General features: G+C 35.1%; 23 protein-coding genes. 19 read left to right on the top strand and 4 right to left on the bottom strand.

Annotation, left to right across the window (positions count from 1 at the left end; translation table 11 throughout):
- Nucleotides 1–113: 113 nt before the first annotated feature.
- From rarD to MKY04_RS10885, 5 genes are all read left to right on the top strand, one after another.
- Nucleotides 114–1,037, top strand: coding sequence for an EamA family transporter RarD (gene rarD / locus MKY04_RS10905; protein WP_126292519.1), 924 nt, complete (start codon nucleotides 114–116; stop codon nucleotides 1,035–1,037).
- A gap of 117 nt (nucleotides 1,038–1,154) precedes the next feature.
- Nucleotides 1,155–1,775 carry a hypothetical protein gene (locus MKY04_RS10900; protein ID WP_126292518.1) on the top strand — a complete coding sequence of 207 codons (621 nt, stop codon included), beginning with the start codon at nucleotides 1,155–1,157 and terminating at the stop codon, nucleotides 1,773–1,775.
- A gap of 213 nt (nucleotides 1,776–1,988) precedes the next feature.
- The gene (locus MKY04_RS10895; RefSeq protein ID WP_126292517.1) at nucleotides 1,989–2,699 is read left to right on the top strand and encodes a cytochrome c biogenesis CcdA family protein; all 711 of its coding nucleotides are present in this window, start codon (nucleotides 1,989–1,991) and stop codon (nucleotides 2,697–2,699) included.
- A gap of 54 nt (nucleotides 2,700–2,753) precedes the next feature.
- Entirely contained in the window at nucleotides 2,754–3,125 is a 372-nt protein-coding gene (locus MKY04_RS10890) for a response regulator (RefSeq protein WP_126292516.1), read from the top strand.
- 192 nt (nucleotides 3,126–3,317) lie between these two features.
- Nucleotides 3,318–3,809, top strand: a complete 492-nt coding sequence (locus tag MKY04_RS10885; protein WP_126292515.1) for a CcdC family protein — start codon at nucleotides 3,318–3,320, stop codon at nucleotides 3,807–3,809.
- Between the two features lie 56 nt (nucleotides 3,810–3,865).
- On the opposite strand, the gene MKY04_RS10880 is transcribed toward MKY04_RS10885, so the two are convergent.
- The gene (locus MKY04_RS10880) at nucleotides 3,866–4,297 is read right to left on the bottom strand and encodes a DUF2621 domain-containing protein (protein WP_126292514.1); all 432 of its coding nucleotides are present in this window, start codon (nucleotides 4,295–4,297) and stop codon (nucleotides 3,866–3,868) included.
- Nucleotides 4,298–4,419: 122 nt separating this feature from the next.
- Between MKY04_RS10880 and MKY04_RS10875 the strand changes: the two genes are divergently transcribed.
- From MKY04_RS10875 to MKY04_RS10855, 5 genes are all read left to right on the top strand, one after another.
- Nucleotides 4,420–4,638 (top strand): DUF1659 domain-containing protein, encoded by a 219-nt coding sequence (locus MKY04_RS10875; protein WP_126292513.1) that lies wholly within the window; start codon nucleotides 4,420–4,422, stop codon nucleotides 4,636–4,638.
- Between the two features lie 39 nt (nucleotides 4,639–4,677).
- A complete protein-coding gene (locus MKY04_RS10870; RefSeq protein ID WP_126292512.1) occupies nucleotides 4,678–4,902 on the top strand; it encodes a DUF2922 domain-containing protein in 225 nt (74 codons plus the stop codon).
- Between the two features lie 94 nt (nucleotides 4,903–4,996).
- Entirely contained in the window at nucleotides 4,997–5,125 is a 129-nt protein-coding gene (locus tag MKY04_RS10865) for a YvrJ family protein (RefSeq protein ID WP_126292511.1), read from the top strand.
- Nucleotides 5,126–5,242: 117 nt separating this feature from the next.
- Complete coding sequence (locus MKY04_RS10860) at nucleotides 5,243–5,857, top strand: SCO family protein (protein WP_126292510.1); 615 nt, start codon at nucleotides 5,243–5,245, stop codon at nucleotides 5,855–5,857.
- A 120-nt stretch (nucleotides 5,858–5,977) separates the two neighbouring features.
- A complete protein-coding gene (locus tag MKY04_RS10855; RefSeq protein WP_126292509.1) occupies nucleotides 5,978–6,409 on the top strand; it encodes a CBS domain-containing protein in 432 nt (143 codons plus the stop codon).
- 192 nt (nucleotides 6,410–6,601) lie between these two features.
- Here MKY04_RS10855 and MKY04_RS10850 read toward each other — a convergent pair whose 3' ends face one another.
- Both MKY04_RS10850 and mscL read right to left on the bottom strand, forming a co-directional pair.
- Nucleotides 6,602–7,708: a methionine biosynthesis PLP-dependent protein gene (locus MKY04_RS10850; protein ID WP_126292508.1), complete on the bottom strand. Its 1,107-nt coding sequence runs from the start codon at nucleotides 7,706–7,708 to the stop codon at nucleotides 6,602–6,604.
- A gap of 310 nt (nucleotides 7,709–8,018) precedes the next feature.
- Nucleotides 8,019–8,405, bottom strand: coding sequence for a large conductance mechanosensitive channel protein MscL (gene mscL / locus MKY04_RS10845; RefSeq protein WP_126292507.1), 387 nt, complete (start codon nucleotides 8,403–8,405; stop codon nucleotides 8,019–8,021).
- Nucleotides 8,406–8,520: 115 nt separating this feature from the next.
- Between mscL and MKY04_RS10840 the strand changes: the two genes are divergently transcribed.
- Nucleotides 8,521–9,237, top strand: a complete 717-nt coding sequence (locus MKY04_RS10840) for a lytic transglycosylase domain-containing protein (protein ID WP_126292506.1) — start codon at nucleotides 8,521–8,523, stop codon at nucleotides 9,235–9,237.
- Between the two features lie 115 nt (nucleotides 9,238–9,352).
- On the opposite strand, the gene MKY04_RS10835 is transcribed toward MKY04_RS10840, so the two are convergent.
- Nucleotides 9,353–9,610, bottom strand: a complete 258-nt coding sequence (locus tag MKY04_RS10835; RefSeq protein WP_126292505.1) for a GlsB/YeaQ/YmgE family stress response membrane protein — start codon at nucleotides 9,608–9,610, stop codon at nucleotides 9,353–9,355.
- 1,093 nt (nucleotides 9,611–10,703) lie between these two features.
- On the opposite strand from MKY04_RS10835, the gene ilvD reads away from it, so the two are divergent.
- The 8 genes from ilvD (at nucleotide 10,704) to leuD (ending at nucleotide 21,016) form a co-directional block, all read left to right on the top strand.
- The gene (ilvD, locus tag MKY04_RS10830) at nucleotides 10,704–12,374 is read left to right on the top strand and encodes a dihydroxy-acid dehydratase (RefSeq protein WP_126292504.1); all 1,671 of its coding nucleotides are present in this window, start codon (nucleotides 10,704–10,706) and stop codon (nucleotides 12,372–12,374) included.
- A 418-nt stretch (nucleotides 12,375–12,792) separates the two neighbouring features.
- Entirely contained in the window at nucleotides 12,793–14,556 is a 1,764-nt protein-coding gene (gene ilvB, locus MKY04_RS10825; protein ID WP_126292503.1) for a biosynthetic-type acetolactate synthase large subunit, read from the top strand.
- Complete coding sequence (gene ilvN / locus MKY04_RS10820; protein WP_126292502.1) at nucleotides 14,553–15,068, top strand: acetolactate synthase small subunit; 516 nt, start codon at nucleotides 14,553–14,555, stop codon at nucleotides 15,066–15,068. The genes ilvB and ilvN overlap by 4 nt, the downstream gene beginning before the upstream one ends.
- 73 nt (nucleotides 15,069–15,141) lie before the next feature.
- Nucleotides 15,142–16,155: a ketol-acid reductoisomerase gene (ilvC, locus tag MKY04_RS10815; protein ID WP_126292501.1), complete on the top strand. Its 1,014-nt coding sequence runs from the start codon at nucleotides 15,142–15,144 to the stop codon at nucleotides 16,153–16,155.
- Nucleotides 16,155–17,699 (top strand): 2-isopropylmalate synthase, encoded by a 1,545-nt coding sequence (locus MKY04_RS10810; RefSeq protein WP_126292500.1) that lies wholly within the window; start codon nucleotides 16,155–16,157, stop codon nucleotides 17,697–17,699. Before ilvC ends, MKY04_RS10810 begins: the two co-directional genes overlap by 1 nt.
- 185 nt (nucleotides 17,700–17,884) lie before the next feature.
- Nucleotides 17,885–18,982 carry a 3-isopropylmalate dehydrogenase gene (gene leuB, locus MKY04_RS10805; protein ID WP_126292499.1) on the top strand — a complete coding sequence of 366 codons (1,098 nt, stop codon included), beginning with the start codon at nucleotides 17,885–17,887 and terminating at the stop codon, nucleotides 18,980–18,982.
- A 15-nt stretch (nucleotides 18,983–18,997) separates the two neighbouring features.
- Nucleotides 18,998–20,407: a 3-isopropylmalate dehydratase large subunit gene (leuC, locus tag MKY04_RS10800; RefSeq protein WP_126292498.1), complete on the top strand. Its 1,410-nt coding sequence runs from the start codon at nucleotides 18,998–19,000 to the stop codon at nucleotides 20,405–20,407.
- Nucleotides 20,408–20,425: 18 nt separating this feature from the next.
- On the top strand, nucleotides 20,426–21,016 hold the full coding sequence (gene leuD / locus MKY04_RS10795; protein ID WP_126292497.1) for a 3-isopropylmalate dehydratase small subunit: 591 nt from the start codon (nucleotides 20,426–20,428) through the stop codon (nucleotides 21,014–21,016).
- Nucleotides 21,017–21,036 lie beyond the last annotated feature (20 nt).

Genomic DNA, 21,036 nt, shown 5'->3' with positions numbered 1-21,036 from the left:
CTTATAATAATTCTAATATTCAGAGAGGTATTTGAAAAATGCATTTACTTCAAATTTTTCCAGTACTATAATGGGTGTAGCTTTAAGCAAACTTTTATAAGAAGGTGTAACAAATGAATAGTGAACGAAAAGGGCTTCTTTTTGCCTTTGCAGCGTATGGAATATGGGGAATGTTCCCGCTTTATTGGAAGATGCTGGAGCACGTGGACAGCATGGAAGTATTAATAAGCCGAGTTATTTGGTCATTTATCTTTACAACTCTTTTTGTTCTACTAATTAGACAAAGAAAGCTGATAATAGAAGACTTAAAAACATTGTGGTCAAATAAAAAGTTATTTTGGTCGTTATTAGCTGCATCATTTGTTATATCATGCAACTGGTACTTGTACATTTTTGCTGTATCACATGATCATGTTGTAGATGCGAGTTTAGGTTATTATATTAATCCACTAATTACAGTATTGTTTGGGATGATTTTCTTTAATGAAAAATTATCAAAAGTACAATTATTTTCAGTATTTATTGCCTTTGCGGGTGTGCTAGTATTGACGATTAGCTATGGCAATATTCCTTGGCTTGCATTACTTATCGCTTTAAGCTTTGCTGTTTACGGTGTGTTAAAAAAGAAAATTACAATAGATGCAACCCGTGGTCTAGCGATTGAAACATTATTTACATTGCCATTAGCTTTAGTTTATTATATTTATCTTATGTCAACTAACAAGATGACATTTTTACATTTAGATTGGCAAACCGATATATTATTAATTCTTGGGGGAGTTGTAACTGCATACCCTCTTATATTATTTGCAAAAGGAGCAAAATTGCTTCCTCAGTATTTAATCGGGTTTATGCAATATTTTACACCTACCATTGTTTTAATTTTAGGTGTTGCACTTTATAAAGAACCGTTTACAAAAGCGCAATTTCTATCTTTCGGAATTATTTGGCTTGCAATTTTATTATTTACAGCTTCTACGATTATTGAATCTAGGAAACGTAATCATATATCGGATACTGTTAATTTAAAGATCTAAAAATTGTCTTTAGTCAATATTACTAAAAATGGAGGATTCTAAATAGTTTTGTAGAATATACATTTAAATATCAATTATTCGAAGTCATTTACTTACAATAATACAGGGGGAGTATGAATGTATGTAAAGATAGGGGACAGGGAGTTTTCTTTTTACCGTGTAGATTTAGATATTTTGAAAACTGGAATTCAGGATATATTTTCACATTTTGACAAAAAAACTATCCGTGAACTACTACTGCAGCCAAGATATAAGAATATAAAGGATATTTTTGAATCTAACTATAAACAGTTTTTAGATTATCCAGCTGGGGAAGTATTATTTACATTAAAGAAAAATAAAGATCCTGTTTATAAACTTTTTTTGAATAACTATGGGGATTTAGTTTATTCACAATTTGTTGTAAAAGGAAATGAGTCGCTCCTAAACAAATCGGGACTCTATATGATTACTGTAGATGAAGAACTTGTTTTTGCAGGAGTTTGTGCAAACTCTTTTAAGCTGCGTTTTAATCAGCATATTGGAAATATTTCACCTAAATGCTGCTATAAAGATGGTACAGCAACTCACTGTCATGTTAATGCGAAGATAACAGAGTCGCTTCCAAAAGGAAAAGTTTACTTTAAAATTTGCCCAATGAAAAATATGGATGAAACAAAAAAAGTTAAAAATGCAATTATTAATCGCTTTGAGCCAATTTGGAATTTACGATTTGGTAGAGAGGAATTATATAGTTAATAGGTAGACTCTTTTAGGGCTAATAAGAAGTGAGAAATATTATCCTTTTAATTACATAGAATGTATTATTTATGATATTCTAAAACAGATTGGTCTTACATCTGACTTCTTTACATCTAAAATTCTGTCAATAAATTTTCACAATGAAGTCAACGCTTTTTTGCGAAATATTTGGTACGATGGAGACATTAATTGTAAGGAGCGAACAACATCATGTATTCAGATATTAATGTCTTTTTAGCATTCGGTGCTGGATTTTTAAGCTTTATTTCACCATGTACTTTACCACTCTATCCGGCCTTCTTATCATACATTACAGGTATGAGCTACGATGAGCTCAAAAATGAAAAGGGCATGCTGCAAAAACGAGCAATATTACATACTCTATTTTTTCTAATTGGCTTTTCTATAATTTTCATTGCAATCGGTTTCAGTGCATCGTTGGCAAGAGAATTTTTCTTAAATTACCAAGATTTAATTCGTCAAATTGGTGCGATATTAATTGTTGTATTTGGTTTAATGATTGTAGGATTACTTCAAATTGATTTTTTAATGAAAGATCGGAAATTCCAATTTAAAAATCGTCCATCAGGATATTTTGGTTCTTTATTGATTGGTTTTGCTTTTGCTGCAGGCTGGACACCTTGTACAGGCCCGATATTAGCGTCTATTATCTTCCTTGCTGGTTCAAACCCTGAATCGGCTATGTGGTACATGCTTGCATATTATTTTGGTTTTGCTATACCATTTTTTGTACTTTCTTTCTTTATCTCGAAATTAGGCTGGATACGTAAGAATAGTCAAAAAATTGTTAAAATTGGTGGATATATAATGATTCTAGTGGGTGTTCTATTATTTTTTAATGGATTAGAATATATCACTCGTATTTTATTGCCTATTTTCGGTGGTTTTACTGGTTTCTAAAAATTTTTATTTACATTTTATCAATAGTTTGAAGTTAATGAAGGGGAATGAATAATGCCTACAGTATTGGTAGTAGATGATACACTTTTTATGCGAGTAACGGTTGGCAATATGTTCAAAGAATGGGGTTTTGAAGTTGTAGGTGAGGCTTCAAATGGTAGAGAAGCTGTAGAGCTATATAAAGAACTGCAACCAGATCTTGTTACAATGGATATAACAATGCCCGTTATGTCGGGTATTGATGCGGTGAAGGAAATCATTCCGCAATATCCAAATGCTAATATTATAATGGTAACAGCACTAGGTCAGCAAAGAATTATTGTAGAAGCGATTGAAGAGGGAGCAAAAGATTTTATAACAAAGCCTTTTGAACCGAATCAATTAAAAAGAGTTGTCGATAATATTTTAGGAACTTATGAACCTTAAAAAAATCTAAAAATCCTGTTCGATAAGGGGAATCTTTTCGGCAGGATTTATTGTTTTTTAATGAGAGTTAGAAGAGTTTTTAATGATACCATTGCGATGTAATTGATAATTTTATGTGGAAATTATATGATAAATGAGGTATTATCAATACGTTATTTATTTAAGAGAGAATAAAAGAGGAGGGAAGAATCCATGCTCGCAAAGATTCCTTCTCATTACTTAATTATTGGTTCTACATTTTTAGCAATATTTATGGGAATGTTTGTTATGTTTGTCCGTGTACGTTCTCAAAAAAAACCGGTAAGTGCAAGAAAAATACTAATCCCTCCGATTGCAATGTCGACAGGAGCATTAATGTTTATTTTTGAGCCATTTCGTGTGGCACCAATTAGAATATTGGAAGCAGTTATTGTGGGAATTATATTTTCAACAGTATTAATTGCGACATCAAAATTCGAAGTTCGTAACAATGACATTTACTTAAAGCGCTCCAAGGCTTTTTTCTTTATTTTGGCTGGTTTATTAATTATTAGAATTGTTGCAAAATCTGTTATGTCTAGTTCGATTGATGTGGGAGAGCTAGGAGGCATGTTTTGGATACTAGCATTCTCTATGATTTGGCCATGGAGAATGGCGATGTTTATTCAGTATAAAAAAATTAAAAAATCGCACTCTATTGCTTAAAAAAGATCGCCTCGACATCGAGACGATCTTTTTTTCGTTCACATTTTGAATTTTTATTACTCAAAATAACGTTCGTATGGCGTGACATCAATGCTCATTTCATTAAGTTTTTTTCGTAAAAATTTATGGTCGCGTTTAGGTGTAGCTAGAATGTATCCTCTAATAATTAAATCGTTAGTAATTGATTTAGCACGTTCCTTTAGAGCAATTTCTCCTATTTTTCCTGCTATTTTCTCTTTTGCTACTTGTCTAAATAATTCAGGAACAGGGCTGACTAATTCATTTAATAAATCTTTTTCATGCTCTCCCCATAAGTGAATGGTTTTTTCTAAATAATAATTTTGCCAGTCTAAATCAGACTTTCCATCTTGTTTTGGTAGTGCTTTCAAAAACTTCCGGAACATGAAAAATCCGCCGATACCCATCAGAATGATTAGGATAAAAACCCAAAATAATATAAACCATAAAAACCAACCTTCTAAGTTCAAAACGCTCACCTCTTTAACTTCGCTAGTAACTATTATAAAAGGAACTCAAGAAGTTTTCACTAGTAATGTCCCTTTTTGCTTGTAAAAAAGATATATAACTAGGTGAAAGGAGGTGGGGAATCATGGCAGCATTAAACTTTGAAAGTGCAACATTAAAACTAAGCTATGAGACTGGAGTTGATAAGTTAGGCAAGACTGTACTAACATCAAAAACTTATCGAAATGTTCGTCCGGATTTGGATGCTAGTCAACTAGCTTCAGTCGTACAAGCAATCTCAGGCCTTTCTAGCTATCCACTTCATGAAGCACAGCAAAATCAAACACAATCAATTGAAATGTAATGTTTTGTAGTTTACTAAAAAAGAAAGGAGGAAAAATCAGTGTCACAAGTTTTAGAATTAAAATTTAATACTGCAAATGGGAAAACAATGACTATATCGGTAAATGATCCTAAACAAAATTTAACTGCTTCTGAAATTGTAACTGCCATGCAAACAATTATTAGTGAAGATGTATTTCATAATGAAGGACATGGTTTAGTAGCAATCAATGAGGCGCGAATTGTTGATCGCAATGTTTCAGAAATTGATTTATCTCAAAGCTAAGCTTAATTTGACAATTTGATTAAAGGCCGGCAATCTCCAGTTATATTGGAATTTGTCGGCTTCTTCTATTATCAGTTGGAAAGGGGAGTTAGTGATGGAGGAATGGGTGATGCTTGTTCAAGAAATAGGTTTTCCAATACTCGTCTCATTTTATTTATTGTACCGTATTGAGGCTAAGCTTGAGGCAATTCACACAGCGCTCTTATCAATCAACCAAAATTAATTATATAAAATTGTGAAATTTAGTTTCACAAATTTGTACTTTAAGTTTCATTTCGGATGGTTGTACTATTTACAGTATTTCGATAAGATGAGAATAGTACTAGAGGGAGTGAACATTATGAAAAAAAAATTAATTTGTCTTATCGGAATACTTTTTATCGCAACCATTTTAGGTGCATGCAGCAATTATAAATTTAAAGGTAATATTAACTATAAAATTGAAGATTTTAAAGCCACAAATCATCGTGGTGAAACAGTAACGCTTGAAAGTTTAAAAGGTAAACCATGGATTGCCATGTTTATGTTCACAAACTGTACAACGATCTGTCAGCCAATGACATTTAATATGACGACAATTCAAGAAAAATTGGCAGAGCGGGGTATTGAAGACTATAATATTGTTGGTTTCTCAGTAGATCCTGCAAATGATACACCAGAAGTTCTATCTGAATATTTAAATCACTTTTCTGTTCCAGATGAGTCAAAATGGAATTTAGTAACTGGCTATGATCAAAAATTTATTGAACAATTTTCTGTTAATTCTTTTAAAGCAATAACAAAAAAGCCTGCAAATGATGATCAAGTTATACACAGTGCAAGGTTTTATATAGTCGATGAAAACGGAATTGCTGTAAAAGATTATTTAGGCTATGATGAGAACCCAGAAGGTGTTCCATACGATACTATTGCGATTGATATGGAAACTTTAATTGAAGAACGACTTGAAAAATAGAATTATTATATTTAAAACTGCTAATAAGGAATATTATCCTTACTAGCAGTTTTTTTATGAGAATAATTTATTTAAATTTGAAGAAAATAATAAAGTAAATTACAAAAGGAGGTAGATATTATGAAAACTGTTTCTGACATTATGTCAAGAGATATTAAAGTCTGCACACCACACGATTCTGTAACTGAAGCTGCAAAGATTATGCGTGATATTGAATGTGGTTCAGTTCCAGTATGTGAAGGTAAAAAAGTAGTCGGCATTGTAACGGACCGAGATATCGTGCTTACTGTAGTAGCAGAGGGCAAAGACAGTAATCAAGTACATTGCCATGATTGTATGACAACTAATGTTATTACTTGTACTGCAGATACTGACATTCATGAGTGTGCTCGTCTTATGTCTGAAAACCAAATTCGCCGCATACCAGTAGTTGAGAATGGTGAGATTGTTGGTATTTGTGCAATGGCTGACTTAGCAAGAGAAAATATCTTTGTAAATGAAGCTGGAGAAGCTCTAAGTCAGATTTCAGAGCACTCCCAATACGATCATTAACAAGAATCGCGAAGCCGCCCGTATGCGACGGAAGCCCTAATAGGATAGGCTTTTCTTGCTGTCTACTTAAGGACAGACCAAGTATCGGGGGCTGGGTAGCTTTCGCTAGACATATATTCACATATTGAAGCAATAGAAAAACGTCGACAAAGTTGATTACCTTCTTTGTCGACGTTTTCAGTTATATAAATTTTAAAATTCGTTTCTTAATTGATCAAAAACTTGTTTTAAATCTGCAATGATATCTTCTGCTTCTTCTACACCTACAGAGAATCGTAAAAGACGATCATCTACGCCGCGAGCTAGTCGTTCCTCGTAAGGAATATCAGCGTGTGTCTGAGTAGCAGGGTAGGTGATAAAACTTTCAACTCCGCCTAAACTTTCTGCAAACGTAATTAATTTCATTCTTTGTAAAAACGGGTTAACCATTTCAGGATCTTTAACTCGGAAAGATAACATCCCACCTTTTCCCGTATATAACACATCAGTTACAAGAGGTTCACTCTCTAAATAAGCAGCAACTTTTTTACCGTTAGCATCATGCTGCTTTAAGCGAAGATGTAAAGTTTTTAAGCCACGGATTACCAGCCAGCTATCCATTGGAGAAAGTACAAGTCCCATTCCATTATGAGAGAATGCTAATCTCTCACAAAGTTCTTGTCCTTTTGCAACAACAAGTCCTGCAAGTACATCATTATGACCTGCAATGTATTTTGTCGCACTATGTAAGACAATATCTGCACCGTGATCGATTGGACGTTGGAAATATGGTGTATAAAAAGTATTATCTACAATGAATAATAAATTGTGTTTTTTGCAAATTGCAGCAAATTGATCTAAATCAAATTCCAGCATAAGTGGATTCGTTGGTGTTTCTAGGAAAATTGCTTTTGTATGTTCATTAATTAAACTTTCAATATTTTCAACAGAAGAAAAATAGACTGGACGAATATTGTAAGTCTCACTAAAAGTTTTTAATAAACGATAAGTTCCACCGTAAATATCGTCTGGCACAATAATTTCATCACCTGGTTTAAATAAGGATAAAACTAGTTGCACTGCCGCCATACCCGAGCTGCAAGCATAGCCTGCATCACCATTTTCTAAATCAGCAATTCCACGTTCAAGAATTTCGCGTGTTGGGTTCTTTGTACGGGTGTAATCGTAGCCTGTAGATTGCCCGATTCCTTCATGTTTATAAGCAGTAGACATATGAATTGGCGGGTTTACTGCGCCGGTTCTTGGATCACTTAAATTCCCTAATTGAACTAATTTTGTTTCAATTGATCGATTTGTCACTATACTCACTCTTTCTTCTATATATGTACATTTAACGAAACATTAAGAATGAATCGATTATTTATACAATTTATCATGTAAATATTCTAAAAACAACAGTATCAGGTAATAAAATTAAGCACTTTTCAAATTGCCCTTGCTTATTTGAGCTATAAATAAAAAATGACTTACTATAAAAATAGTAGGCCATTTTTAAAAAGGTGCGTAAATTGACTTGCTTTACTGTGTAAATTCGTAGAAAAAGTAATGTTTAACAGCAAAAGCCGTAGCCAAAAAAGTCCTTTCACGGCAGAAGCACGTGACATCATTACTATTGTTTTTCTTTTAATAAGTCACGAATTTCTTTTAATAGCTCTTCCTTAGGATCTAAATTAGGAGAAGGTTCTTCTACAACTTCAGATTCTTTCTTCTTACGGCTAAGTTTAGAAAGTAATCGAAGTGCCATAAAAATTGAGAAGGAAATAATTAAAAAGTCAATAATTGATTGTAAAAAGACACCAATTTTCAAATTACCTTCTGGTCCAAAAATAAGACTATTAGTTAAATCAATGCCCCCAGTAACAATCCCTAACAACGGAACGATAACATTTTCTACTAATGATGTAACGATTTTGCCGAATGCTCCTCCAATTACTACGGCAATAGCTAAATCTAGTACATTTCCTTTCATTGCAAATTCTTTAAAATCTTTTAACATAAAATTCATCTCCTTGCAGAATTATATTAAATTAGTATAGATTGGTATTGTAAAAGTTTTTCTAATTGAATTACAACTGTTTTGTTTTATTTAAATTTAAGTATAGGTGGCATTTATGACAAAATCGAAAAAGAAACCCAAAAAACCTCTTATTAGTCCAGGAGTAAAATTATTTTTAATTATACTGCTTATCCCTGTATCTATCACGATATATTTTTTCTCATTTTTAGCCTGGCAGGAGCTAAAAAATATCCCGCTTATAAATGAAATTGTTAATAATGACCATGGAGATATTCAAGCTAACTTTGATATAGCTATACCAGAAGAATACATCCCCATTTATATATCAGCCCAAGAGAAGTATGGAGTACCGTGGACACTGCTTGCTGCACATCACCGTGTTGAAACAAGATTCTCAACAATGAATACATTAGTTTCTCCAGTTGGCGCTGAAGGTCACATGCAATTTATGCCCTGTACTTTTGTAGGCTGGGATCATCCTTCATGCAGTGGTCTAGGAAAAGGAGAAATATCCGATTCCGAAAAAAAAGATCCAAAAGTAATAAAACGTTTTGGGGGATATGGTGTCGATGCTAATGGAGACGGTATTGCTGATCCATTTGATATAGAAGATGCAATTTTCAGTGCCGCGAATTACTTATCTAAGGCTGGAGTATCAGAAGGAGAACTAAAGAAGGCTATTTATAATTACAATCACAGTGAACAATATGTTGAGGACATTCTATATTATTATCATTTATATAATGATGTAAGTGAGGAGCTGGAACAGGTCGCTCTTGCAAAAAAAGAAAAAGAGCTTAAAGTAGACTAAGGAATTAAAAAAGAACCCACCATACCTTTTTTGAGGGGAACATAAGCTTTGTAAAGCTTATAACTCAGAGGATAAGTGGGTTCTTTTATTTTCATTATAATTTTTTTAATACTATTTAGGTTGCTTTTCTCATTGAACGCATAATTACACTAACAATGAAAATTAAAGCAATTGCACCGAGTAAAGCAGGGAATACATAAAAGTCTGCAACTTCCCAACCCCAGTTACCAAGTATTGCACTTCCAATCCAGGAACCAACGATCCCTGCTATAATATTTCCTATAATACCTCCAGGAACATCTCTGCCTATAATAACTCCTGCAAGCCAGCCAAGTACACCGCCGATAATTAAATACCAAATAAAGCTTATCATATTAAACGCCAACTCCTTTTCATTTTACGATAGCCTGTACTAACTTTACCCAGTCGTAAAAAATAATTATAAAAGCGCTTCATTGTTTAGTTAATACAGCACTTCACATAGTTAATATGCTCCAAAGAGCTAACTTCAATGCACAACATGAAAACAAATCTAAAACAAAAATTCACAAAATGTTCAAATTCCTTTGCATTTTTTATAAAATAGTCATATAATTGTCACAAGTTATACAAATTTAAAGTTAATGAGGTGGATTGTATGGATAAAATGAAAATGAAAAAACTAAACCGACAAGGAATATTATTTGCTTTTTTACACACGGTCATACTATTGAACCTCACAGCTGATTTTTTACTAACTAAAATAAATTAAAAATAGAGAGGACTGTCCAGAAAGAATAATTTTCTAGACAGTCCTTTTACTATTAAGATAACAATAAATATTAAAACAATGAGTCGATCCGAAATAACATCTCGAATTGACTCTTTTTACTATTTAGAAGAAAGAATAAAAAATTTGAATAGTATAGTTAGAATAACCAACTGCACAAGATAATTTAATATTCAAATAAAAAGTCCATGGATACCTTTTATTAAGAATTTTAGCTATTAGAACTAAAATGAAGGATGTTTGGACTGATGTCACCACAAATAAAGTATAAATTGCATAAACTTTTATTACTATGCATGCAAATAGTATTGATAGTAAAAGAGTAGATGGAAGTAACATTTTCATGATAATTAGTCTGTAAAATCGGGTGTACTTTTATATAAATTGAACAGTAAGTTTTTTATAATTTCTTTAAAATTTGAATTAGATAAATTTTCAAATAAATTAGTTGAAGCAGAAAATTACTTACTCTATTAAGAGTGAAAACGATTACAGTTAAATTCGACTTTTTTAAATTGTGCAAATAATTCAAAAATACTGTTGACGTAATTACCATTTATGTACTATGATAACAACAATTTAAAAAGTTCACAGCTTTAAGTGAACATAATCACGTAACTAATATTTAAGTAGTTGCGTAAATAAAATCTACTTTTAGTTTAATAATGTAGTAGGGAACATGAGGGGCGTTTCAATTATGAGAAGTGATATGATTAAAGTAGGAGTTGATCGTGCTCCTCACCGTAGTCTTCTATATGCTACGGGAAAAGTAAAAGCAAAAGATCTGGGAAAACCATTTATCGGTGTATGTAATTCATATATCGACATCATTCCAGGGCATGTGCACCTACGTGAGTTTGCAGATGTTGTAAAAGAAGCAATTATCGAAGCTGGCGGTATTCCATTTGAGTTCAATACTATTGGTGTTGACGATGGCATTGCAATGGGTCATATTGGCATGCGTTATTCATTGCCTAGCCGTGAGTTAATTGCAGACTCCGCTGAAACTGTAATTAATGCACATTGGTTTGATGGTGTATTTTATATCCCAAACTGCGACAAAATTACTCCAGGTATGCTAATGGCTGCAGTTCGTACAAATGTTCCATCTGTATTTGTTTCAGGTGGTCCAATGGAAGCTGGTAAATCGGCATCTGGTAAGCAATTGTCATTAACATCTGTGTTTGAAGGTGTTGGTGCATATAAATCAGGAAACATGACTGAAGAAGAATTTAAAGATATAGAGAATAATGCATGTCCAACATGCGGTTCCTGCTCAGGCATGTTCACTGCAAACTCAATGAACTGTTTAATGGAAATGCTAGGTGTTGCACTTCCTGGAAATGGTACAATTGTAGCAACGAGCGAACAACGCCATGAACTTATTCGTGAAGCAGCTAAACAATTAATTCGCATGGTTAAAGAAGATATTAAACCTCGCGATATTATTACGAAAGAGGCCATTGATGATGCATTTGCATTAGACATGGCAATGGGAGGATCTACTAATACAGTCCTTCATACTTTAGCGATAGCTAACGAAGCTGGAATTGAATATCACTTGGAAGACATTAATAAAGTAGCAGCTCGAGTGCCATACTTGGCGAAAATTATGCCAGCATCTGATATTTCAATGGATGATATAAATAAAGCTGGCGGGGTAAGTGCAATTATTAATGAATTAACTAAAATTCCTGGTGCGATTCATCCTGAACGAATTACTGTTGCAGGTAAAACAATGGGTGAACTTGTGAAGGACCATAAAATTACAAATGATAATGTTATCCGTACGAAAGATAATCCATATAGTCCAGTTGGAGGATTATCAGTCCTATTCGGCAACATTGCACCAGAAGGTTCTGTAATTAAAGTTGGCGCAGTTGATCCGTCAATTCAAACATTTGTCGGTGAAGCAATTGTTTTTAATTCACAAGATGAAGCACAAGCTGCAATTGATGATGGCACTGTAAAAGAAGGGCATGTAGTTGTTATTCGCTATGAAGGACCAAAAGGCGGCCCAGGTATGCCTGAAATGCTTGCACCAACTTCAGCAATAATGGGACGAGGATTAGGCACAAAAGTGGCATTGATTACGGATGGACGTTTTAGTGGTGCATCACGTGGCATTTCAATTGGACATATTTCACCTGAAGCAGCAGAAGGTGGTCCAATTGCACTAATTGAAAATGGCGACACAATCGTTATTGATTTACCAAATAGAACAATTAATCTTGAAGTATCTGATGAAGTTTTAAATGAACGACGTCAAAATCTGAAACCATTCGAACCAAAAATTAAACATGGTTGGCTAGCAAGATATTCAAAACTTGTAACAAACGCTTCTAAAGGCGGAATCATGAAAATATAATATTCAGCATGAATGTTAAAAAATGAAATTTTTATAAAATAATCGATGATGAGGTTAAAGGATATAGAGCATTGTATCTACCAGAGAGTCGGTGCAGCTGGAAGCCGATGATACAACTATATCCGACATCCCCTCGGAGTGAGCTATTAAACGCAAGTTTGCAATTAGATAGCTCCGGGCATATTACGAAATGCTCGTTATTAATGAATAGTGTATTCATCTAGTTGCACATCGAATATTCTTATTATTTGGAATGTTCGGTGGAGATGAATAATTCCCGCTATTCCGGAGGTAGCTTATGCTACGAACAAGGGTGGTACCATGAAAGTCTTTTTCATCCCTATGCAAAGGTTTTCTTTGCGTTGGAGAAAAAGACTTTTTTATTTTCACTTTTTTATTAAAAAGGAGGAGTAAACAAATGACTGCTAATATGTCAACAAGTGAAAAAATAGATGCCAATCCTCAACATCAAATCGAAGAAAAAAATAAGCCAAGAAACGGTGCTGATGTTTTAATCCAAGCACTTCACGAACAAGATGTTGATATTGTCTTTGGTTATCCTGGTGGTGCAGTACTTAATCTTTATGATGCAATGTACAAAAATCCAATTCGACATATTTTAACTAGACATGAACAGGGGGCTATCCATGCAGCCGAAGGTTATGCTCGTGTTTTAAATAAACCTGGTGTAGTAATTGCAACATCTGGTCCTGGAGCGACGAATTTAGTAACCGGTATTGCAGATGCAATGATTGATTCAATTCCATTAGTTATTTTTACTGGTCAAGTTGCAACATCTGTAATTGGTTCAGATGCTTTCCAGGAAGCGGATGTTATGGGCATTACAACACCGATCACTAAACATAATTATCAAGTGCAAGATGTTAATGATATTCCACGCATTGTAAAAGAGGCGTTTCATATTGCTAATAGTGGCCGTAAAGGTCCTGTATTGATCGATTTCCCTAAAAATATTTCTGCTTCAATTTTTGATGAAGCATTAGGTGAAGCAAGTCGTAATGAAGAAATCTATTTGCCGGGATATCAACCAAACTATAAACCTAATTATTTGCAAATTCAAAAAGCAATCCAAGCGATTAGCACAGCACAAAAACCTCTAATATTAGCGGGTGCAGGTGTACTATTTGCAGAGGCACGTGAAGAATTGACTGAATTTGTAGAAAAATACAAAATTCCAGTAGTTAATACGCTTTTAGGGTTAGGAAGTATTCACGGCAACCACTCTTTAAATTACGGAATGGCAGGAATGCATGGTGCTGTTGTAGCAAATGATGCAATTCAAAATGCAGACCTACTTATTAATATTGGTGCTCGGTTTGATGATCGTTTAACTGGCGATACAAGATTATTTGCACCAAATGCAACGATAATTCACATTGATATCGACCCGGCGGAAATTGGGAAAAATATCCCTACCGATATTCCGATTGTGGCTGATGCAAAAGAAGCATTAAAAGCATTGCTTAAAAAGGAATTCCAAGCACCAGATACAGCTGCATGGATTGATTACTTAAATCGAAAACAAAATGACTATCCATATTGGTATGAAGAAGATGGTCAGGAAATCCTTCCACAACAAGCAATTCAAATGATTCATACCATTACAAACGGTGATGCAATCGTAACTACTGATGTTGGTCAACATCAAATGTGGGTTGCTCAATATTACCGTCAAAATCATGGACATAGATGGATAACATCAGGTGGTCTAGGGACAATGGGATTCGGCTTCCCAGCAGCAATAGGTGCACAATTTGCACAGCCCGATAAAAAGGTTGTAGCCATTGTCGGTGATGCTGGATTCCAAATGACAGCCCAAGAGCTAGCGCTTTTAAAAGAATTCAATTTACCAGTTAAAGTTGTTATTCTCAATAATTGTGCATTAGGAATGGTTCGTCAATGGCAGGAGTTATTCTATGAAAACAGATATTCACATTCACTTATGCCTGTACAACCGGATTTTGTTAAACTCGCAGATGCCTATGGACTTAAAGGATATCGTATCAATACTCTTGATGAAGCAGGAGCTATTTTTGAAGAAGCTTTAAATTCAGATGAACCAGTTTTAATCGACTGTCGTGTTAAGCAGCTTGAAAATGTTTATCCAATGGTCCCTACTGGTAAAGCACTACATGAAATGATTGGGGTGAAAAAACCTTGAAGCGTGTAATTACAGTTTCCGTAATAAATCAAAGCGGCGTTTTAAACCGAGTTACCGGTCTTCTTATGAAGCGCCAATTCAATATCGAATCTATTACTGTAGGACATTCTGAGCAACAAAATATTTCAAAAATGACCTTTGTTGTTAATGTCGAAGATGAAGTAAAACTAGAACAACTAATTAAACAACTATCTAAACAAATAGATGTTTTAAAAGTTAATGATATAACTGAAAAGTCTATTGTCCTAAGGGAGCTGGCACTTGTAAAAGTAGTTTCACCAGCAAACTTAAGGCTCGAAATGAATGCAATTGTTGAGCCTTTCCGACCGCAAATAATTGATACATCTAAAAATGTTGTAACGTATCAAGTTGTTGGTCATCCAGACAAAATCGATGCTTTTATTGAGCTTATTCGACCATATGGCATTAAAGAATTAACGCGTACAGGTGTTACTGCAACTGTTCGTGAATCACAGCCATCCGACACACCGCAGCTTTCTATTCTTAAGTAAGTTCTCTTACAAGATAGTTAGTCTATATATCTTTTAATCAAACAAAAAAACTAATTTTAGGGGGAAAATTAAAATGGCAAAAATGTATTATCAAAACGAAATTAACGAGGCAGTATTAAAAGAAAAGAAAATCGCAATTATCGGTTACGGATCACAAGGTCATGCCCATGCACAAAACTTAAAAGAATCTGGTTTTGACGTAGTAGTTGGTGTACGTCCTGGTAAATCATTCGACCAAGCAAAAGAAGACGGTTTAGATGTTAAAACTGTAGCTGAAGCGGCTAGTGAAGCAGATATTATTCAAATCTTACTTCCAGATGAAAGACAAAAACAAGTTTACGAAGAAGAAATCGCTCCAAATTTACAACCAGGCAATTCATTAATGTTTGCTCATGGTTTCAATATTAACTTTGGTCAAATCGTGCCTCCAGCTGATGTTGACGTATTTTTAGTAGCTCCAAAGGGTCCAGGACACTTAGTTCGTCGTACGTACGTTCAAGGTGCTGGTGTACCTGCATTATTCGCAATCTATCAAGATGCTACTGGTGAAGCACGCGATCTAGCATTGGCTTACGGTAAAGGTATTGGTGCTGCTCGTGCTGGTATGCTAGAAACGACATTTAAAGAAGAAACTGAGACTGATCTATTTGGTGAGCAAGCAGTTCTTTGCGGTGGTACAACTCAATTGGTAAAATATGGTTTTGAAACATTGGTTGAAGCTGGTTACCAACCTGAGCTTGCTTATTTCGAAACACTTCATGAATTAAAATTAATCGTTGACTTAATGTACGAAGGTGGGATGGCGACAATGCGCTATTCAGTATCTGATACTGCTGAGTGGGGAGACTATGTATCAGGTCCACGCATTATCGATGAGTCAGTTAAAGCTCGTATGAAAGATGTTTTAACAGATATTCAAAATGGTACATTTGCAAAAGATTGGATTAAAGAAAACGAAACAAATCGCCCACGCTATACAGAGTACAAACAAGCAGGTGCTGACCACCAAATCGAACAAGTAGGTGCGAAATTACGAGAAATGATGCCGTTCATTAATGAAGGTAAGAAACAAGTGGTGATTAAGTAGTGCGAAAGATAGATATTTTTGATACAACACTTCGTGATGGAGAGCAGTCAGCTGGCATCAATTTGAATACTGCAGAAAAAATTGAGATTGCAAAGCAATTGGAGCGTCTTGGCGTCACTATTATTGAAGCAGGTTTTCCTGCTTCAAGCCCCGGTGATTTTGAAGCAGTAAATCGTATTGCCGGTACAGTGAAAAATTCCATCGTTACAGGTCTTGCACGCTGTGTACAAAAAGATATCGATACGACTTGGGAAGCTATTAAAATAGCTGAACAGCCTCATATCCATGTATTTTTGGCAACAAGTCCAATTCATATGGAGTACAAATTAAAAAAATCTCCTGATCAAGTTGTAGAGCAGGCTGTAGAAGCTGTTAAATATGCGAAAAAGTTCTTCCCGCTTGTACAATGGTCTGCTGAAGATGGGTTCCGTTCAGACCGAGACTTTTTAGTACGTATCATCGAAAAAGTAATTGAAGCTGGTGCTACGACAATAAATGTTCCTGATACAGTAGGATATGCATCACCTCAAGAATATGGTGAATTATTCTCATTCCTTCGCGAAAATGTACGTGGCGCAGATAAAGTTAAATTCTCAGCACATTGCCACGATGACTTAGGTATGGCTGTTGCAAACTCAATTTCAGCAATTCAACATGGTGCAGACCAAGTAGAATGTACAATTAATGGTATTGGAGAGCGTGCTGGTAATGCTTCACTTGAAGAAATCGGTGTTGCAATGCATATTCGCAATGATTTATATCAAGTTGAAACAGGTTTGAATCTAAAAGAAATTAAACGTACTTCGCAACTTGTAAGCCGCTTAACTGGTGTTGTAATTCAACCTAATAAAGCGGTAGTTGGGAAAAATGCATTTGCCCATGAATCTGGTATTCACCAAGATGGTGTATTAAAACATAAAGAAACATATGAAATCATTTCACCTGCGTTAATAGGTGAGGGGGAAGTTCCTTTAGTTTTAGGTAAACACTCAGGACGTGCTGCATTCCGCGATCGTGCTGAAAAAATGGGCTTTGAATTATCTGATGAGAAATTAAACAAAGCTTTCCAAGAGTTTAAAAAATTAGCTGACCGTAAAAAAGAAATTACAGAAGAGGATTTAATGACGCTTCTTACTGAGCAACAAGTATCAGTTGAAGATGTTCAATTATACGAATTAAAATCAGTTCAAGTTTCTTACGGTACGGAAAACATTCCGACAGCAACAGCATCTGTAATTACTCCAGAAGGCGAACTAAAGACACTTGCTGCAACTGGGGCAGGTTCTGTTGAGGCAATTTTCAATACACTTGAGCAATTAGTTAATGCGACAGTTAATATCCTTGACTTCCGAGTTAAATCTGTAAGTAAAGGTCGAGATGCATTAGGTGAAGCAGTTGTAAACTTGCGTTATAACGGTTTTACTTCAACGGGTCGAGACGCATCTCAGGATGTACTAGAAGCAACTGCTAAAGCATACTTAAATGCGATTAATCGTCATTTAATTCAGGAAAGTATTCGTACAAAACAACCAACTGAAGTTTAATTGTACTACTATTTGCAAATCAACAGTAAAATGCCATCAAATGTTAATACGTTTGATGGCATTTCTATAAATCATCTTAGAACGAAGCGTTATTAAATAGCGTATTTCTCGAAAATGCAAAACATAGTTTGCTAATTCGCTGACATAACGCGAAATTAGACATCAAAAAGAAAGGTGTTTTTTCAATGGAAAAGAAAATTACAGTGCTACCAGGCGACGGTATTGGGCCAGAAGTTGTTGCTGCTGCAGTACGAGTATTACAAGTAATAGGAAAACGATATAAGCATGATTTTCACTTAGCATATGCTGCAATCGGCGGGGCAGCAATCGATCAATTCAATAATCCTCTTCCTGAAGAAACAATTGAATTGTGTAAGGAGAGTGATGCGATTCTTTTAGGAGCAGTTGGAGGACCAAAATGGGATAACAATCCAGCAGAGTTGCGTCCTGAAAAAGGCTTGCTAAAAGTTCGCAAAACATTTGATTTATTCGCAAACCTTCGTCCAGTAAAAGCATTTCCAAGCTTACTTGATGCTTCTCCATTAAAACGCGAAGTTGCGGAAAATGTTGATTTGATGATTGTTCGTGAATTAACAGGTGGTATTTACTTTGGTGAGAAAAAACGTACGACAACTGAAGCAAGCGATTTAAATATCTATTCACGTGGTGAAATTGAACGTATTGTTGAGAATGCTTTTGAACTTGCAAGACTTCGCAGAGGAAAGCTTTGCTCTGTCGATAAAGCTAACGTTTTAGAAACTTCAAGACTATGGCGCCAAATCGTAGAAGAAAAGAAAGAACAATATCCGGACGTAAAGGTGGAACATAATCTAGTAGATTCAGTTGCAATGAAACTAATTACGAACCCAGGTTATTATGATGTTGTTGTTACAGACAATATGTTCGGTGATATTTTAAGTGATGAAGCTTCAGTTATAACGGGCTCATTGGGTGTACTTCCTTCAGCATCAATTCGCAGCGATAGTTTCGGTTTATACGAACCAGTCCATGGTTCGGCACCTGAAATTGCAGGGCAAGGAATTGCTAACCCAGCAGCTACTATTTTATCAGTTGCAATGATGCTCAAGTATTCATTTGGTTTAAAAGAAGAGGCAGCAGAAATTGAACGTGCAGTAAGTGCTGTATTTGATGATGGCTACTTCACTGCAGATTTAGTAAAGGACAGCAGCCGTGCTTTAACTACTGATGAATGGACGGATAAAGTCATAGCTGAAATCGATACTAATTTCGTAGCTGATAGCATTATGGAATCTTATATTTAAGGATTGGTGAAGATTATGGCAAAGAATATTATTGAAAAAATTTGGGATTCACATGTAGTTTATCAAGAAACTGGTAAACCAGATTTACTATACATCGATCTTCATTTAATTCATGAAGTTACATCACCGCAGGCTTTTGAAGGTTTAAGACTAGCAGGTCGAAAGGTTCGTCGTCCAGATCTATGTTTTGCGACAATGGATCACAACGTCCCGACAAAAAATTTACCAACAATTAATGATCCAATTGCCAAAAAACAAATTACAACTTTAGCTGAAAATGCTAAAGAGTTTGGCATACAATTAGCTGATATTGGGCATCCAGATCAAGGAATTGTTCACGTAATTGGTCCTGAACTTGGGCTAACACAACCAGGGAAAACGATTGTTTGCGGCGACTCTCATACATCAACTCATGGTGCTTTTGGTGCACTGGCATTCGGTATCGGAACTTCGGAAGTTGAACATGTATTATCTACTCAAACATTATGGCAAAATAAACCAAAAACTATGGAAATTCGTGTAAATGGTAAGCTTGGTGTTGGTGTTTCTGCTAAGGATATTATATTAGCCATCATTGCTAAGTGGGGAATTGGTGTTGGTACTGGGCATATCGTTGAATATACTGGGGAAGCAATTCGTTCGCTTACAATGGAAGAGCGAATGACAATTTGTAATATGTCAATTGAAGCAGGAGCAAAGGCAGGACTTATTTCTCCTGACCAAACAACAGTTGATTTCTTACGTGGACGCCGTTATGCACCAAAAGAAGACAAATTTGAGGAAGCGGCTTCCTACTGGTTAAGTTTAGCTTCTGATCCAGGAAGTACTTACGATATTGTTCTAGAAATCGATGCAGAAGAAATTGAACCTATTGTTACTTGGGGAACTAATCCTTCAATGGGTACAGGTGTTTCAAAAACAGTTCCTACTGCTGATGATTATAATAACGAATCAGATAAAGCAGCCTTGAAAAAAGCGCTTGCTTATATGGACTTGGAAGAGGGCCAACCAATTACATCTATTAAAATTCAACATGTCTTTATCGGTTCTTGTACGAACTCTCGTCTATCAGATTTACGTACAGCTGCTAGTATTGTAGAGGGTAAAAAAATATTCCCGGGTGTAAAAGGAATTGTAGTGCCAGGTTCTTATTCTACTAAAGCAGCAGCAGAAGCTGAAGGATTGGATAAAATCTTTAAAGAAGCCGGCTTTGAGTGGAGAGAATCAGGATGTTCAGCTTGTCTTGGAATGAATGAAGACATTATCCCTTCAGGTGAACGCTGTGCTTCAACTTCTAACCGCAACTTTGAAGGACGTCAAGGTGCCGGGGCCCGCACTCACTTAGTAAGTCCTGCAATGGCAGCAGCAGCAGCTATTGAAGGTCATTTCGTAGACGTTCGAAAATACGTAAAGCAAGAAGTATAAGTTTTTAGGAGGGGTACGATGGAACCTATTAATAAAGTAACAAGTGTCATAACACCGTTAGATCGTAAAAATGTCGACACAGACCAAATTATTTCAAAAGAATTTTTAAAACGAATCGAACGTACTGGATTCGGGCGTTATCTTTTCTATCATTGGCGTTTTGATGAACAAGGAAATGAAATTTCTGATTTCGTCTTAAATAAACCACAATATAAGGGCTCTCAAATTTTAGTTGCCCAGGATAATTTCGGATGTGGTTCATCTCGTGAACACGCTCCGTGGGCAATTTTAGATTATGGCTTCCGAGTTGTAATTGCACCTAGTTTTGCAGATATATTCCATAATAACTGTTTTAAAAATGGAATTTTGCCTATTAAACTTACAGAACAAGAGTGTGATGAGATTTTACAAAAAGGACAGGAAAAACCATATAGTGTTGAAGTAAATCTAGAAGCACAAACGGTAACAGGAGAAGACGATAAAGTTTATCAGTTTAGCATTGATCCGTATTATAAAGAAATGCTGCTAAATGGCTGGGATGAAATTGCGTTGACATTTAAATACGAAGAACATATCGCAGTTTATGAAGCAAAAAGAATTGCATTCTAATTCAAGTCAAAACCACCAGT

The organism is Lysinibacillus telephonicus (genome assembly GCF_039654155.1).
Lineage (GTDB): Bacteria > Bacillota > Bacilli > Bacillales_A > Planococcaceae > Ureibacillus > Ureibacillus telephonicus.
The sequence above is the reverse complement of the archived record's forward strand: the minus strand, read 5'-3'. Positions and strand labels throughout refer to the sequence as shown.